This window comes from Caldicellulosiruptor kronotskyensis 2002 (genome assembly GCF_000166775.1).
Classification (GTDB): Bacteria; Bacillota; Thermoanaerobacteria; order Caldicellulosiruptorales; family Caldicellulosiruptoraceae; genus Caldicellulosiruptor; species Caldicellulosiruptor kronotskyensis.
On record NC_014720.1, the window covers coordinates 2,583,324 to 2,599,882 of the forward strand.

Genomic DNA, 16,559 nt, shown 5'->3' on the forward strand with positions numbered 1-16,559 from the left:
TACCACAATTTTTCATCAAGGAAGACAAAATCCCTTTAAACTCTCTTTATCTTACCCCCAAGACTTGTAATGTTTTTCTCAAATTCAAAATACCCCCTGTCAACGTGAGATGCACCTTCAATCTCGCTTACACCTTCTGCACAGAGCGCTGCCAAAACAAGTGCAGCACCACCGCGCAAGTCTTTTGCTTCAACCTTTGCACCTTTGAGCTTTTTAACACCTTCAACCACTGCTACTCTTCCTTCCACTTTTATATTCGCACCCATTTTGACAAGCTCTCCAACGTGCAAAAATCTGTTTTCAAATATTGTCTCAATGATAACGCTTGTGCCTTTTGCTATACTTAGCATACTCATCATGGGTGCCTGCATATCAGTCGGAAAACCAGGGTAAGGCAGGGTTTTTATGTCTGTTGCCAAAATCCTGTCGGGTGCTTCAACGCGCACAGCATTTTCCCCTTCATAGACCTTCACACCACTTTCTTTGAACTTGGCAATAATAGACCTTATATGCTCACAAATCACATTTGTAAGTTCAAGCTCTCCACCACACATTGCAGCCATTGCCATGTACGTTCCTGCTTCAATCCTGTCTGGAATTGGAACAAATGAGCAGCCAAAAAGCTTTTTCACACCCAAAACCCTGATGGTATCAGTGCCGGCACCCATTACTTTTGCGCCCATTGAGTTTAAAAAATTTGCAAGACACACAACCTCTGGCTCTGTCGCAGCGTTTTCTATTATGGTCTCCCCCTCTGCTAAAACGGCTGCTATCATGATATTTTCAGTTGCACCCACGGACGGAAAGTCTAAATATACCTTAGCACCTTTTAGCTTTTTAACCTTTGCTTCAATGTACCCTTGATTGAGTTTAATCTCTGCACCAAGCTGGGAAAGCCCTTTTATGTGAAGGTCAATGGGTCGTGTGCCAATGTTACACCCGCCCGGCATACCCAGCACAACCTTTTTCCCACGCGCAAGAAGGCTTCCTAAAAGAAGTATTGAAGCTCTGAGTTTGTTTACCCCATCTACGTTTATATCACCGTTTTTGATATCAGGAGTGATTTGCAGTTTGCCGTCCTCAATTTTTACATCGCACCCACAATGTGAAAGAAGCTGCAAAAGCACCTTGATGTCTTCCAAAAGCGGCACATCCAGAATTTCAACCATATCATACGACAGCAAAGATGCTGTCAAAAGTGGTAAAATCGCATTTTTCGAGCTGTGAATCTTTATTGAGCCAGAAATCTTATTTGCACCTTCTATTATAAATTTCGACATTTATTTTTCTCCTCGTCTTAAAGTTTTGTTTATTATAGTAGTATTGAAATCTTTTTATGGTTTTAGACAAAAAGTTTTATATAATTTTTAGATACTATTTTAAAAAGAAATATTAGCAAAAAGGTCACATCTTGTATTATAATAGAAGTAACAAAAGAAATTTTTGGGTTAAAGGAGTGAACTAAATGCCACCAAAAAATGAGCAAAATGGCGCTGTCAAAAAAGGAGTTATAAGTCTTACATATGTTGCTTTAGCTTTTATTATTGTACTTGACATCATACTTGGCATTATAATGCCAACAGCCAAATTAAAACTCTATTCTATCGTAGTTGCAACAGTTACATTTTTACTGACACTTTCACTGACTGCTTTTATGATTCGTTATGAGATGAACAAAATGATTTTAAAGCTTGAAGATGTTCTTGAAAAAATCAAAAACGGGGATTACAGCAAACTGATTTCGTCAAAAGAGTTCGGCAACATCCAGAGAGTAGCATCGAGCGTAAACATTGTTCTTTCGGATATAAAGACGCTTATTGAAAGCTTTTTTGACCTGTCAAACGCAATTGTCGGTGCGTCCAAAAAGGTTACAAAGACATCTGAAGAAGCAGCCGCTGCAATTGAAGAGATTGCAAAGACAGTTGAAGAAATTGCAAAAGGTGCATCCCAGCAAGCTGAAGAAGCACAGCATGGTGTTTTGCTTGTAAATAACCTTTCTGAACAGATAAATGCTGTGTCTGAAAGCTACAACGGTGTGATTGAAGAGGCAAACAAGATTGATGTCCTCAATAAAGATGGAATTGAGAAGATGAGTATACTTAGGGAAAAGAGCGAAATTGCCGTGTCAACAGCTGAAAAGGTAATCGACACTATCCTGTCTTTTATAGAGAGAATCAAAAATATCTCCAACTTTGTTGAGGTTATCAACACAATTGCTGAGCAGACAAACCTCTTGGCCTTGAATGCTGCAATTGAGGCAGCAAGAGCAGGTGAAGCAGGAAGAGGGTTTGCAGTTGTTGCAGACGAGGTCAGAAAACTTGCCGACCAGAGCAAAAAGGCAGCAGATGAGATAAATTCTATTGTTGATGTGATTTTGGGTGAGACAGAAAATACAATAAAAATAATAGATGAGATAAAAGAGGCAGCGCTCGGTCAGAAAGATGCAGTGGTTGAATCACAGCAGTCTTTTTCAAAAATCTCTGATGAGATAAACGCAATTGTAGAAAAGACATATGTTGTAAAAGAAGCACTCAGTAGAATGGAAGAGGCAAGAAATGCAGTTATTCGCGCAATAGAGAGCATATCTTCTGTGTCTGAAGAGACGGCTGCGGCTTCACAAGAGGTTGCGGCAACTGTTGAAAATCAGTTAAACTCAATAAACGAAATGAAATACTCTGCACAGTCGTTGCAAAAGCTTGTTGATGAGCTTGAAAAGAGACTTAAGAAGTATAAGATACGATAAAAAATGGAATTATTCACTTAATTTTCGGAAAAACTATTTTTTATTAATTAACTCTTCTAAAAACATCTAAAATGCCCTGGGATAGCAATACCTCCCCAGGGCATATATCTTTTTTGTTTAAAATTTTTCATCCTGCAAGCTCTTCTTCCTTTTCGAATTGACTGTAGTAAAGCTGAGCGTAAAAACCGCCTTTTTGTAAAAGTTCTTTGTGTGTGCCCTGCTCAACGATATCTCCATGGTCCATAACCAAAATCAAATCTGCATTTCGTATTGTTGATAGTCTGTGGGCTATTATGAAAGATGTCCTTCCTTTCATGAGATTGTCCATTGCCTTTTGTATCTGCAGTTCAGTCAATGTATCAACAGAGCTTGTTGCTTCATCAAGAATCAAAATCTTCGGGTCTTTTAAGATTGCTCTTGCAATGGTAAGAAGCTGTTTTTGTCCTTGAGAGATATTTGTTGTCTCTTCATTGAGCACTGTATCATAACCCTGTGGCAGTGTTCTTATAAAATGGTCTGCATGCGCAAGCTTTGCCGCTCTTATCACCTCATCATCTGTCGCATCAGGTTTCCCGTAGCGAATATTATCTTTTATTGTACCATTGTACAGCCATGTGTCCTGCAATACCATTCCAAAAAGCGACCTCAAATCTTCACGTTTGAACTCTCTTATATCATGCCCATCTATCAAAATCGCACCATCATTCACATCGTAATACCTCATCAAAAGCTTTACAATAGTGGTTTTACCTGCACCTGTCGGACCAACAATTGCAATCTTCTGCCCAGCTTTGATTTTTGCTGAAAAGTTATTTATAACAACTTTGTCTGGCTTGTAGCCAAACTTGACGTTTCTAAACTCTACATCGCCTTTTATGCTGTCAAGTTCAATCTGTGGATTTGGTGTATCTGGCACCTCTTCCTCTTCTTCTAAAAACTCAAAAACTCTTTCGCTACAAGCAGCTGTTTGCTGAAGGATGTTTGAAATATTTGCAATCTGGGCAATTGGCTGTGTGAACGACCTTATATACTGTACAAACGCCTGAATGTCGCCAATCTCAATTGTACCTTTTATTGTAAGGTAACTACCAAGTACTGTCACAACAACATACCCAAGATTACCTATGATATTCATAAGCGGCATCATAACGCCTGTCAAAAACTGTGATTTCCAAGCAGCATCATAAAGTTTGTTGTTGAAAAAGTTAAACTTCTCTATTGTCTTTTTCTCAGCATTAAATGCTTTTATAACAACATGCCCGCCGTATGCTTCTTCAATATGACCGTTTACATGCCCTAAATATTCTTGCTGTTGCATGAAAAACTTTTGCGATTTTCCAATAATTAACGCAACAACAGAAAAAGAAATTGGAATTATTAGCAGTGCAACCAATGTCATCAAGACATTTATACTCAGCATCATTACAAGTGCGCCGATAACCATGGTTGTTGAGGTTATTATCTGTGTCAGGCTCTGATTTAAAGTCTGTGTGAGTGTGTCAACATCGTTTGTGATTCTTGAAAGTATCTCCCCTTGGTTTGTGCTCTCAAAGTACTTCAAGGGGAGTCTATTTATCTTTTGTGAAATTTCTTTTCTGAGCCTGTATGTTAGCTTCATTGAAACGCCAGACATTATCCAGCCCTGAATGTAGCCAAAAAGAGCACTTACAATATACAGCCCCAGCAAAATTAAAACGATTTTACCAACATACTCAAAGTCAATGCCATTTCCTGTGCCTGTTATTCTATTCATGATGCCTTCGAATATCTTTGTAATTGCCTTGCTGAGGATTTTAGGTCCTGCAATTGAAAATGCAGCAGACAGCATTGCAAGAACAATCACTGCAATAATTGAAAACTTGTAAGCAGATAGATACTTTATGAGCTTTTTCATAGCAGTCTTAAAATCCTTTGGCTTTTCACCTACAAATGTTGGACCCATAGGCCCACCAGGCCCACGTCTTCTTGGTCTTTGTATATGAGGTCTGTACGATGTTGTCTGTTTTTCGCTCATGCCAGTAATTCCTCCTCTGGAAGCTGTGAAATAGCAATATCGCGATATGTCTCACAGCTTTTTAAAAGTTCTTCATGCCTGCCAATACCAGCAATTTTCCCATCTTCAAGAACTATTATCTGGTCTGCATGAATTAATGTTGCTATCCTCTGTGATACTATTATCACTGTTTTGTCCTTTAGCTTTTCTTTTAAAGCTCTTCTGAGCTTCAGTTCAGTTCTGAAATCAAGTGCTGAAAAGCTCTCATCAAATATATAAATATCAGGATTTTTTACAAGCGCTCTTGCAATTGAAAGTCTTTGTTTTTGCCCACCTGAGACGTTGCTTCCACCTTGTGCAATCTCAGTATCAAACTTTTGCGGCTTTTCTTCTATGAACTCAAGCGCCTGGGCAATCTCAGCAGCCAGCCTTAAATCCTCATCTGTTGCATTGTCGTTGCCAATCTTGAGGTTTGATTTGATAGTGCCACTAAAAAGCCAGCTCTTTTGAGGAACATATCCTATTTTTGCCCTCAAATCTTCAAGATTTACTTTTTTCACATCAACACCATTTACCAAAACCTGACCTTCTGTTGCATCATAAAATCTCATAATAAGATTTACAAGAGTGCTTTTACCACTTCCTGTTCTACCAATTATTCCAACCGTCTGACCAGGCAAGATTTTAAAATTTATATTTTGCAGAACATACTCTTCTGCGCCTGGGTATTTGAATGATACATTTCTAAACTCTACCATACCCTTCATATCTTCTCTGAACTTTTCAGGTTTTTCAGGATTCTTAATTGTAGGCTCTGTTGAAAGAACCTCTTCAATACGTCTTGCAGAAACAGCAGCTCTTGGAACAAGAATAAAGAGCATTGAAAGCATCAAGAACGAAAAGATTATCTGTATAGAATACTGCATAAACGCAAGCATATCGCCAACCTGCATACTTGAATTTTCAATATAATGTGCTCCAACCCATACAATCAAAAGGGTTGTGCCGTTCATTATAAACATCATGGACGGGAAAAGCACTGCCATTGCCCTGTTGATAAAAAGTCCTACTTTTGTAAGGTCTTTGTTTGCCTCATCAAATCGTTCTTCTTCAAATTTTTGAGCATTGAATGCACGAACAACCATAATTCCAGACAGGTTCTCTTTTGCAACAAGGTTAAGCCTGTCTATCAGCTTTTGCATTAGCATAAATTTGGGCATTGCAATAGCGTACAAAATCATTATAAGTCCCAGAAGAACAATCACAGCAAGCGCAATAATCCACGACATTGAATGGCTCTTTGAAAGAGCTTTGAACACACCGCCAACTCCCATCACAGGTGCAAAGAATATCATTCTTATTCCAATTACAAAAAGCATCTGAATTTGCATGATATCGTTTGTCGTTCTTGTGATGAGTGATGCTGTCGAAAACTTATCAAACTCCTCAATAGAAAAGCTTTCAACCTTGGAAAATACATCTTTTCTCAAATCTCTTGCAACACCAGCTGCAGACCTTGCTGCAAAAAATGCAACTAAAATGGTTGAGATAGCTGACACTAATGTCAAAAGAAGCATAAAAAGACCCATCCTGATAATATACATTGTCTGCTTTTTGCCTATATCTATACCAATTTTTTTATACTCATCTTTTATTGCAGAGGCTGCGGCCTGAACTATCATACTGTCACCAAGCGATGAAAACTTTTTATTTATCTCCTCTTGAATCTGGTCTACCTGCTGCTGCGGAAGCTGTTTTAATAGGGCAAAAAGGTCAATATTTGCAGGTATTTGCCTGCCGTTAAAGTTAATAACTCCATTTTTCGCCTCTTTTTTCATCTTCTCTATTCCTGCAACAGCCAAAATTGCCTTGCCCATGTCAACATTAATTTTATCAATTTTTTCTTTATCTTTTGTTTTTAGTACATAAATATCTTCATTCGATAATATTGGATATTTCTTTTTATAACTTTCATAGTCAGAAGAAGTTTTTGTCACAAGTTCGTACATAGAAAGAATCTCATCTTTTTTGCTCTGTGGAATAAACAAGAGAACCTTTTCCATAGTAGAACTCGATATTGCCTCTGGTGTTGCATCTTCAATACCACTTTGCTGAATTCCGATATTCACTATCTTTGACATATAATCTGGTAATGTAAGTTCGCTCATGGCTTGAATAAATACGAACAAAATTGCTGCTAATACAAGCAAAGTATAAGGTTTTAGGTATTTTAGTACTCTTTTCAACTTGCTATCACCCTTTTTGTTAAAATTTTTCAAGCTGTTCTCGGTCTAAAATATTTTTAAGAGTTTCAAAACCTTCGATAATTTTATCTATTTCCTGTTCTGTTGCCTTGCTGAGTAAATTTTCAAACTGTTTTTCAGCTTCTTTAAAATGCTTTTTTAAACTATCTTTAAATTTTTGAGTTGTTCTAACCCACACAACTCTTCTATCTTCTGTACTTCTGGATCTTTCAATATATCCAAGTTTTTCTAATTTATCTAAAATTCCCGAAACTGTTGAGTTGGAAAGCCCTAAAACATTGCTCAAATCTCCAACTTTCATCTCACCATTTTTGTCAAGAACACTCATAATCATCCAATGAGAAGCAGGTATCTCAACATCATCACCTCTGTATTTAAGTGCATCCCGAACTTTTATTGATACCTCTTTCAGCAGCTTCAAAAGTTTAATCTTTTTTTCTCTTAATTCCATTAACACCACCACGTAACATATTATTTTGAACCGAATATTTCGAATAAAAATAATTTGGAAACGAATTATATTTTACTCTTTGAATAGAAAGTTGTCAATATGTTAAAATTAATGCAGATTTCAAAAAAGGGTGAAGATATCAATTGTCAGATTTATACATTAAAAGCGAAAATCCTTTTAAATTCAACGTAGTTGAAAAGTTTGTGAGCATTGAAGGAGAAGGTATAAGAAGTGGATATCCTGCAGTATTTGTGCGGTTTGCAGGATGCAACCTTAGATGTTCTTGGTGTGATACAAAGTATGCAAATGAAAATCCAGAATACGAAGAAATTGATATTGATAATCTCATGAACTTTATCACTTCAACAGGGATTAAAAGAGTTACACTCACAGGCGGAGAGCCTCTTATCCAGCCTTACATTTACTTATTGATAGACAGGTTAATCAGCGAAGGATTTGAGGTCAACATCGAAACAAATGGTTCTGTCAGCATAAAGCATGTGCCGAGAGATGCCATTATCACCATGGACTACAAGTGCCCATCAAGCGGCATGGAACACAGGATGATTGTTAATAATATACATTTACTTGGTGAGAAAGATGTGATCAAGTTTGTTGTTGCTACGTATGAGGATTTAAAGACTGCTGAAAGAATTATAAAGACATTCAAACCAAGATGTAACATCTATTTTAGCCCTGTTTTTGGAAAGATAGAACCAAGGGAGATTGTAAAGTTTGTACTTGAAAATGGGCTTTTTGAGGCAAGGGTTCAGCTTCAACTTCACAAGATAATCTGGTCAGAGAATAGCAGAGGGGTATGAAAAATCAAAGGGTTGCCAAAAGTTTTTACTTGAGTTTTAATTAGTTTTGGCAACCCGTTTTATTTTATGCATCCTGCTTTGAAATCTGAACAAATCTGCAAAATGAGCAAATTTCTGTTGTTGTAACCTGACCGCAGCTAATGCACTCTTTCAGTTCAACCTTTTCATAAATATCCTGAAAATGTCTTCTGCCCTTTTCCAAAAAGCTTGTTATAAAACGCTGTTTTGTCCCTGGACTTTCTTCCTCAAGCCTGTTCAAAACCTCTTTGTACAAAATTGACATAGCACCGATTGCGTGCGGACATTCATCGTGCAAAAATTCTATCTTGTTGATTAAAACATAAAACAGATTCTCACGCTCAGTGAGAGTATAAAGCGGCTTTGCTTTTTTTACAAGCTTTGGATGGGTGGACTCAAGCACAGGCGATTGTCTTGCGAGATACCCTTCTTCCCATGAAAGAACGTTGCCCAGAAGCGTTGCCGCCTCATCATCAAGGTTGTGTCCTGTTGCAACAGCAAAAAACCCACCGTCATACGCTACTTTGTTAAAGAGGTATCTTTTTATTGAGCCGCAAATGGAACATGTGCTTCTTTTTAAAAGCTTTGAAAGTTTGTATATGTCAAGTCCATACTCTTTTTTAATATCCTTTACAATTAGCTCAAGACCGTTTTTTTGTGCAAAGTTTTCCACAACCTGCTGTGACTTATCCGAATACTCACCAATTCCAAGGTTTATATACATCCCTGTGGCATTGTAGCCTTCACTGCTCAATACATGCCACAGAGCCATGCTGTCTTTCCCGCCGGAGATTACCACTAAAATCTTATCTTTTTTGTCAAACATCTTATGCCTCTTTATGTTCCTCTTTACTTGATTCTTGTAGTAATAAAGAAAACAATCCTGACAAAATGCAGCGTTGTGTCTCTTGAGGTAAATAACGCCCTTGTTTTTACATCTTACACACTTCAATCTTCTTGTTCAGCTCCTTTCAAAATCTTTAGCCACCAGAAACAGCAGAGATAATCTCAACTGTATCGCTATCATTCAAAACATCGTCAGGTGCAACTATTTCTCCGTTTTTTATAAAAACATTAGACTCCAAATTTATATTAAGTTCTTTAGCAAGATTTATAACTGTCTTTGGTCCTTTTACCTCAACCTCTTTATTTTTACCCACAAATATTATTTTCACCTCTGCATTCGCCCTCCTCACACATCTTAATGTGCACTTTACAAGCTGCAATAAAATTATATCACAAATCTTTAAAATCAAAACCTAAAATGATAAAATACAAAAAGAACAATGATTTTTGAGGAGCAGGATTAACTTACGATGTTTTTTATAGGTATATTTGGCATTGAAGAGAAAGCAAAAGCTATACGGCAAATAGATGTAACAATTTGTCCTTTTTGTTCAAGAAAGGGAAGTTATACTTTGCTAAAAGTTTATAGCTATTTTCATTTTTTCTTTATTCCACTTTTTAGATGGAATGTCAGATATTTTTTGCAAACAAGCTGTTGCAATCGAATTTATATTATTACAAATCAGCAACTTGCCAAAGACCTTGAACGTGGAATTGATACTCCAATTACCCTTGCTGATGTTGAGCTCTTTAGAAAATTCGAAAATGAATATGGTTTTGATGATGAAAGGTCTGATTTTTGTCCAAATTGTCAAAGAAGAGTTTCAAAGACTTTTTTGTACTGTCCTTATTGCGGCAGCAAGCTTGAATAAACTTTCAAGGAGAGTGATATTAAAATGAAAAAATGTATTGTTTCAAATGACGCTCCAAAACCAGTTGGACCGTATTCGCATGCTGTGCAGGTTGGAAATCTTCTTTTTGTCTCAGGACAGCTTGCCATAAACCCAATGTCTGGGAAAATAGAAGGTGATGATATAAAAGCTCAAACACAGCTTGTCTTCAAGAATATCGAAGCTATTTTGAAAGAAGCAGGATTTTCTTTTGAAGATGTTGTTAAAGTAAATGTATACTTGTCTTCACTTGAGGATTTTGCAAAGTTCAATGAAGTTTACTCTACAATCTTTACGCAGAATTTCCCTGCAAGAACAACCATTGAAGCAAAGCTTTTACCAGGTGCTCTTATAGAAGTTGATGTTATTTGTGCAAAGGAGTGAAAAGCTTGAAGAATGAAAGCTGTTGTTGTTTTATCTGGTGGTATGGACTCAACAACACTTCTTTATGATGTTAAAAGTCAGGGTTATGAAGTTTTTGCAATAAGTTTTTTGTACGGACAAAAACATTCAAAAGAGCTTGAGTTTGCAAAAAAGACATGCAGTCTTTTATCCATCCCTCACAAGATTGTTGACATCTCATTTTTTGCAGAGCTTGCACCATCTGCACTCACAGCGCTTGACTGGAACGTACCAGAAGGATATTACACCGACAGCACCATGAAACAGACTGTTGTTCCAAACAGGAACATGGTTTTGCTTTCTATTTCTGCAGCATATGCTATATCGCTTGGGGCAAAAAAACTCTTTTACGGTGCACATGCAGGCGACCATCCAATATATCCAGACTGCAGAAAAGAGTTCGTTGAAGCAATGAAAAATGCACTATATCTTGCCGACTATATCGGTCTTGAACTTGATGCACCTTATGTTGATATGAAAAAAGAGGATATTCTCAAAAGAGGACTTGAACTTGGAGTAGATTACAGTTTAACCTGGTCATGTTACAAAGGAGGTCAAAAAGCCTGTGGCAGATGCGGAACATGCACAGAGCGAATTGAAGCTTTCAAAAAAGTAGGTGTAAAAGACCCTATTGAATATGAAATTGAAATTGACTGGTAAAAACAAAAGGCTGGTTTGTGGCTTTTTTGAAGCATCAACCAGCCTTTTTTTATACTTGTACTTGAAATTCCTTTATTAGTGCAGATACGCAAGCGGATTTTGTGGTACGCCATTTTTCCTCACCTCAAAATGAAGATGAGGACCTGTACTTCTACCGGTTGACCCGCTTTTGGCAATAAGTTGTCCTTTTGCAACCTTCTGTCCTGGACTTACCAAAAATCTGCTAAGATGACCGTAGTATGTCTTATATCCATTTTGATGATTTATTATAATCAGCTTGCCATAGCCACCAAGCCATCCAACAAACTCAACCACACCACCATCTGCTGCATACACATTTGAACCCCATGGAACAGCAATGTCTATCCCCTCATGAAATTCTCTTCCTCTATAGCCAAATCGTGAAGTCAGCACACCCCACGTTGGGAATGAAAATCTACCTGTTGCAAAATATCTCGGCGGCTTTTTAGTCCCAATAACCACAATTCTCTCCACAGGTTTTTCCAGCACCTGCTGGGAAATTACCTGTCTGTCATACTCAAGTCCATTTAAATAAACAATCTTAGCTTTTATCTTTGCTTTACCGTCTTTACCTTCCTGCTTTACTATAGTTTGTGTAGTGTAGTATTTATCTGATTTTATTGTTTTCACTTCTTTTGGCAGAGTATCTACAAACTCCACTTCTTTTTCAAGAACAACATTTACAAGCGGTGTCATCTGTGAAAGTTTTATCTTCTGTCCTGGCATTATCTTTTCAGTAAGTCCTGGGTTTGATGCAAAAATATCATCAACAGAAATATTGTATTTTCTTGCCAAATCCCAGAGGGTATCCCCTTCTTTGATTGTATATTCCACTATTTCATCTTTGCCGAACATTATTTTATTTAATGCCTGGTCCTCTGTTGCAACCTTAATATCTGGTTTAACGTAAACAGGTTTTATCTCCACTTTTTCCAAAAACCTTGCATACTTTGCATCATTTTTGTAGTAAATAGTCTTAAGTTTATTTAAAATATTTTTGGGAACGTCTGGATTGTCAAAAATTAAATAAGCTTTTGAATTTACAAAAAGGGCATACTTCTTTACAAGCACAACACCTTTTTCTATTATGGTGTTTTTAAGACTATCTAAACTTGTACTTTTGTACTGACCGGGCGGAATTTCCTTTAGCTTAGGCTTGTTTTGAAAAACAAACTCATCTGTTCCATGTTTTAATGAGACTTCTTCTTTCAAACTGCCAAAAAGCTTTTGCGCTTCCATTTTGTCTTTTACATACCCTACAACACTTCCGTTGAGTATGACTGCATAAGCTTTCTGATAAGTTGTCGGCATTTTGTTAATTGTAAATACCATAAGAAACATCAAAGCTAAGGTCGAAAATATTTTAAGTTTCAGTATACTTTCTTTTGAATGTCTGATATTGCTAATGTATTTAAGTCCAATAATCAATCTTACTATCTCTTCAAAAATCTCTTTTAATGGACTTTTTCTATACTTGTAAGATAAAAAGATAAACTCATCTTGAACATTGGATTTTAAAGGTTTCTGACTTTTTTGAGCAGATTTATATATTTTTGAGCGTAGATTATCTTTTATCACTTCTAATTTCTGTGCAAATCTTGATTTGATTTGTTTAATTAAACCAACAATTGATCTATGTAAACCTTGATTGTTTTTTTCAACTTTAATAGTCTTTTTCTCTTTAGTTTTTGCTTTATCTGCCAGTCCAACTTTTTTATTAGCTCCTTTGTTTTTTTGGTAAACTTTCTGTTTACTGTTCAAATTTTCTTCTATTGTCTTTGGGACAAACTGGGCCTTTTTCTGGTCCAAAACGGTGGCTGTGGCAGATGTCTTTGATTTTGACGCATGCTTTGCCACAAGTGCACCCCCTTGATAAAAAAAATAAAAAGGGTATTAAAATTACCCTTCTATATAATTTATACTATGTTGAATATGCAAAATACTATACTTTTATTTTAATTGATATTGTTTGAAATGTCAAAACCAAAAATTGATTGAAAACCGACTTAAATCACATAATAACTATTACTTTTGAAGTTGCTGTTCTATTCTATTTTAATAGAAACTCCTATAACTGAGTGGGGTAAAATGTTTATCTCAAAGGTAACTTGATTCTCACCTGTTACTCTCCATAATATCTCTTCTTTCTTCGTTTTTGATGATTTGATCAGTTCTTCAATTTGTTCATTATTCAGATATTCTGGGCTGCCCATTTCAACCCACTTTCTTTTGGGATTTGCATTGTATTCATCTATACGCTCTGCATAAATTTCTTTGCATTCTCTAATACCATTTATTGTAACAGTTATTTTTTCATTGTTTATGGGAGATAGTGGAACATTATGGTTTGAAATAACAAGTACTAACTCATTGCCATTTACAGCTGCTATACAGTCTACAGTTGGACTTCTCTCCTCAACTTTAAGTTCTACCTTTTCACCATCTAATTTATTCAATATCTGAAATGCTCTGTATGATGGTTTTGGTATACCGTGAATATTTAAAAGTCCAAATCCTCCATGGAAAGGCAATGAACTTAGCCCACACTCTTCAAATATATCTGTAAATGTCCAGTATGAATAACATCCAAGCGGCAAATCAATAATGTCTATTATAGTCTTCACAATAAATGCTGCATCATATGGAATGTCGTGGTACGGGTCTCGCGGACTCGGTGAGTTGTTCCACTCTGTATAGTACAAAGGCAAAGGTTCTGCTTCACTCAAAGCTTTTTTTACTCTTTTAGCAAGCTCACCTCTTTTTGCTTTTGCCATGGCTTCTTCCATATTAGAACTTGTACTAAACGCTAAATCTGTTGGATACTGGTGTGTTGATATAAAGTCTATTGGTACTCCATTTCTCTGACAATACTCTTTCAGCTCCAAAATCCACGCATCTACTGCTGATGCAGGTCCTCCTACTTTCAGTTCAGAGTCAACTTTCTTGATTGCAAACGCTGCATGCTTATAAAGCTCAAAATACTCCTCCATTGTCCCTGCCCAGAAAAAGTCCTTCAAATTCGGCTCGTTCCATACCTCAAAAAACCACTCTCTTACCTCATTTTTACCATATCTTTTTACAAGATGTCTTGTAAGTTCTTCAACAAGTTGTCCCCACTCTTCATAGGATTTTGGGGGAGTTATATTGCCCTTATAATGAAAAACTGTCTTTGTACCAGATGCTAAAGCTTCAGGCATAAAGCTCAGTTCTATAAAAGGTTTCATTCCAATATCCAATAAAAAGTCAATAATAGAATCAATGTTGAAAAATGAAAACCAAAGTTTGCCTTCATCATTTCTGAAGCAAACACTCATATCATCGTTAAGCCAACCATGAAATCTGACATATTTAAACCCAAGTTCTTGCCTGCACTTTTTCAGCTGCTTTCTCCAATCCTCCCTCAGGGCAGTTGCTGCATGACAGCTGCCTACACACTTTGTCCAGAATTTATTTATCTTGCCTAACTTAATTTCTGGATAGATATTTATTTTCATGTGTGTTTTCTCTCCTTTCATACATTATTTTTTTTAAAAAAAGGAAAAGAGAGGAGGCGTAAAATCTCCCTTTTCCTAAAAAAAGCTATTTTAAAAGACCTTTTCTACCCATTCAAAAGCCTTAAAAATATACCTGTTCCAGAACTGCCAATCATGAGTACCTTCATCTTCCTCATACGTTACATTTAAACCTTCTTTCTTAAGAAAATTGTAAAGGTCTCTGTTCTCCTGAACAAGGAAATCATCTTTGCCACATGCCATATAAATTTTGGGAATGTCTACACCATCTTTTTTCAGCTTTTTGGCAAGAGCATTTATATCTTTGTCACTGCCAATCAAAGAGGACAGGTCGCCAAATACATGTCTGTAATATTTGTAGCTTGCAATACCATCCTTATAATCTGGTGTTATTCCAGCTATTTTATGGATTATTAAAGCTGAAGATAGCGCAATTATCCCACCAAATATCTTGTGGTATTTTAATCCATTTCTTAGCGCGCCATAGCCACCCATAGAGAACCCACCAATAAACGTTTTTTCTCTATCTTCAGGTATTGGAAATACATTTCTTGTAAACTCGATAAGTTCATTTCCTATATACTCACTATAATATGCTTCTCTATCCTCATCATCCAAATAGAAACTATTTTCGCCACATGGCATAAATATTGCTACATTATATTTTAAAGACAATTCAACAATTTGCGCACCATACAACCAATCCATGTGATTGCCCGCATATCCGTGTAACAAATAAAGTACTCTCAAATTATCAACATCATGTTTTTTCGAAAAACTCCTGTCTAACCTATCAACTGGCAAAACTGCCATGAGGGTTGTGCTTCGTTTGAGCATCTTTGAATAAAAATTTATTTCCATTATAGCCATTTAAATCTATCTCCTTCTTGACCATTATTTTTTTAAAGTTCATTAATTCAAAAGTCAATTATTCTAAAAAATGCCTTTTTTGGCTTTCCATCAATGTCAAACAGCAATGGCCAGTCTTTTCTGCCGATTACCGGAAAATTGTCTTTCCATGTATGTCCATCGCTAATCCCCCATAATGTAACTGAAGTTATAACATCTCTATACTCCCTAAATACTCTAAACACATCATTATAAACCTTAGCTTGCAACTCCACCATCTCTTCAGTGGGCTCTAATAGGTCAGTTCTTCTGTCCTCAAATTCAAATACTGATATATCAAGCTCTGTTATTTGTATTTCAAGCCCCAAGGATGCATATATTTCGATAGCTCTCTTAAGGTTGTCTATTAAATTCTTATCCCAAATATTCCAGTGTGCTTGTATGCCAACACCATCAATCGGAGTTCCCTCTTCTAAAAGACTTTTTAAGACCTTGTATGTCTTTTCTAATTTGTATGGCATTTCATTGTTATAGTCGTTATAAAATAGTTTCCCATTTCCTGTATACTTTTTAGCTATTTCAAAGGCAATCTTAATATAATCATCACCAATGATTCTTCTCCACTTTGAATCTCTGAGCAGAGCATCTGTTTTATCCTCAACAGCTTCATTCACAACATCCCACGCATAAACCACATCACGGTATCTTGTACAAACTGTCTTTATGTGTTCCCTCAGTCTTTCTATTACAAGCTCTTTTGGTGCTTCTTTGTCATTGTCACAAAAAACCCATTCAGGTGTTTGGTTGTGCCATACAAGTGTATGTCCTCTCAGTTGCATATTATGTTTAAGTGCAAAATTTTTAATCTTATCAGCAGCTTCAAAGTTGTAAAAATCTTCTTTCGGATGAATTCGTTCAAATTTCATATCATTCTCAGGTGTTAAACTGTTAAAATGCTTTGTAAGAATTCTTCCGTGTATTCCTTCAAAATCTTTCACTGTAACAGCTGCACCAACTTTAAAGAAGTCTTTATATTTTTCCGCAAGTGATACAGTAGATTTTTCATAATAATCTTCGCTCATTATACAA

The 16,559-nt window shown here is 36.3% G+C and carries 15 protein-coding genes; 5 read left to right on the forward strand and 10 right to left on the reverse strand.

Annotated features, from left to right (window positions below):
- Positions 1-35: 35 nt before the first annotated feature.
- Positions 36-1,280, reverse strand: coding sequence for a UDP-N-acetylglucosamine 1-carboxyvinyltransferase (gene murA / locus CALKRO_RS11965; protein ID WP_013431262.1), 1,245 nt, complete (start codon positions 1,278-1,280; stop codon positions 36-38).
- Positions 1,281-1,465: 185 nt separating this feature from the next.
- Here murA and CALKRO_RS11970 point away from each other — a divergent pair, with 185 nt between their 5' ends.
- On the forward strand, positions 1,466-2,743 hold the full coding sequence (locus CALKRO_RS11970) for a methyl-accepting chemotaxis protein (RefSeq protein ID WP_013431263.1): 1,278 nt from the start codon (positions 1,466-1,468) through the stop codon (positions 2,741-2,743).
- Positions 2,744-2,870: 127 nt separating this feature from the next.
- On the opposite strand, the gene CALKRO_RS11975 is transcribed toward CALKRO_RS11970, so the two are convergent.
- The 3 genes from CALKRO_RS11975 to CALKRO_RS11985 are packed head-to-tail and all read right to left on the reverse strand — an operon-like array spanning position 2,871 to position 7,451.
- Entirely contained in the window at positions 2,871-4,757 is a 1,887-nt protein-coding gene (locus tag CALKRO_RS11975) for an ABC transporter ATP-binding protein (protein WP_013431264.1), read from the reverse strand.
- Positions 4,754-6,982: an ABC transporter ATP-binding protein gene (locus CALKRO_RS11980; RefSeq protein WP_013431265.1), complete on the reverse strand. Its 2,229-nt coding sequence runs from the start codon at positions 6,980-6,982 to the stop codon at positions 4,754-4,756. Before CALKRO_RS11980 ends, CALKRO_RS11975 begins: the two co-directional genes overlap by 4 nt.
- Positions 6,983-7,001: 19 nt before the next feature.
- Positions 7,002-7,451, reverse strand: coding sequence for a MarR family winged helix-turn-helix transcriptional regulator (locus CALKRO_RS11985; RefSeq protein WP_013431266.1), 450 nt, complete (start codon positions 7,449-7,451; stop codon positions 7,002-7,004).
- A gap of 143 nt (positions 7,452-7,594) precedes the next feature.
- Here CALKRO_RS11985 and queE point away from each other — a divergent pair, with 143 nt between their 5' ends.
- The gene (gene queE / locus CALKRO_RS11990) at positions 7,595-8,272 is read left to right on the forward strand and encodes a putative 7-carboxy-7-deazaguanine synthase QueE (RefSeq protein ID WP_013431267.1); all 678 of its coding nucleotides are present in this window, start codon (positions 7,595-7,597) and stop codon (positions 8,270-8,272) included.
- Between the two features lie 64 nt (positions 8,273-8,336).
- Here queE and CALKRO_RS11995 read toward each other — a convergent pair whose 3' ends face one another.
- Positions 8,337-9,242, reverse strand: a complete 906-nt coding sequence (locus CALKRO_RS11995; RefSeq protein ID WP_013431268.1) for a TIGR00269 family protein — start codon at positions 9,240-9,242, stop codon at positions 8,337-8,339.
- Positions 9,243-9,270: 28 nt separating this feature from the next.
- Positions 9,271-9,465, reverse strand: coding sequence for a MoaD/ThiS family protein (locus tag CALKRO_RS12000; RefSeq protein ID WP_013431269.1), 195 nt, complete (start codon positions 9,463-9,465; stop codon positions 9,271-9,273).
- A 141-nt stretch (positions 9,466-9,606) separates the two neighbouring features.
- Between CALKRO_RS12000 and CALKRO_RS12005 the strand changes: the two genes are divergently transcribed.
- The 3 genes from CALKRO_RS12005 to queC are packed head-to-tail and all read left to right on the forward strand — an operon-like array spanning position 9,607 to position 11,088.
- Positions 9,607-10,008, forward strand: a complete 402-nt coding sequence (locus tag CALKRO_RS12005) for a zinc ribbon domain-containing protein (protein WP_013431270.1) — start codon at positions 9,607-9,609, stop codon at positions 10,006-10,008.
- A gap of 24 nt (positions 10,009-10,032) precedes the next feature.
- Positions 10,033-10,410 carry a RidA family protein gene (locus CALKRO_RS12010; protein WP_013431271.1) on the forward strand — a complete coding sequence of 126 codons (378 nt, stop codon included), beginning with the start codon at positions 10,033-10,035 and terminating at the stop codon, positions 10,408-10,410.
- Positions 10,411-10,422: 12 nt separating this feature from the next.
- Positions 10,423-11,088: a 7-cyano-7-deazaguanine synthase QueC gene (gene queC, locus CALKRO_RS12015; protein ID WP_013431272.1), complete on the forward strand. Its 666-nt coding sequence runs from the start codon at positions 10,423-10,425 to the stop codon at positions 11,086-11,088.
- 75 nt (positions 11,089-11,163) lie between these two features.
- On the opposite strand, the gene CALKRO_RS12020 is transcribed toward queC, so the two are convergent.
- The 4 genes from CALKRO_RS12020 to CALKRO_RS12035 form a co-directional block, all read right to left on the reverse strand.
- Positions 11,164-12,966: a peptidoglycan DD-metalloendopeptidase family protein gene (locus CALKRO_RS12020; RefSeq protein ID WP_013431273.1), complete on the reverse strand. Its 1,803-nt coding sequence runs from the start codon at positions 12,964-12,966 to the stop codon at positions 11,164-11,166.
- Between the two features lie 188 nt (positions 12,967-13,154).
- On the reverse strand, positions 13,155-14,603 hold the full coding sequence (locus tag CALKRO_RS12025) for a GH39 family glycosyl hydrolase (protein WP_013431274.1): 1,449 nt from the start codon (positions 14,601-14,603) through the stop codon (positions 13,155-13,157).
- A 90-nt stretch (positions 14,604-14,693) separates the two neighbouring features.
- The gene (locus CALKRO_RS12030; protein ID WP_013431275.1) at positions 14,694-15,491 is read right to left on the reverse strand and encodes an alpha/beta hydrolase; all 798 of its coding nucleotides are present in this window, start codon (positions 15,489-15,491) and stop codon (positions 14,694-14,696) included.
- 47 nt (positions 15,492-15,538) lie between these two features.
- Entirely contained in the window at positions 15,539-16,552 is a 1,014-nt protein-coding gene (locus CALKRO_RS12035; protein ID WP_013431276.1) for an endo-1,4-beta-xylanase, read from the reverse strand.
- Positions 16,553-16,559: the final 7 nt, after the last annotated feature.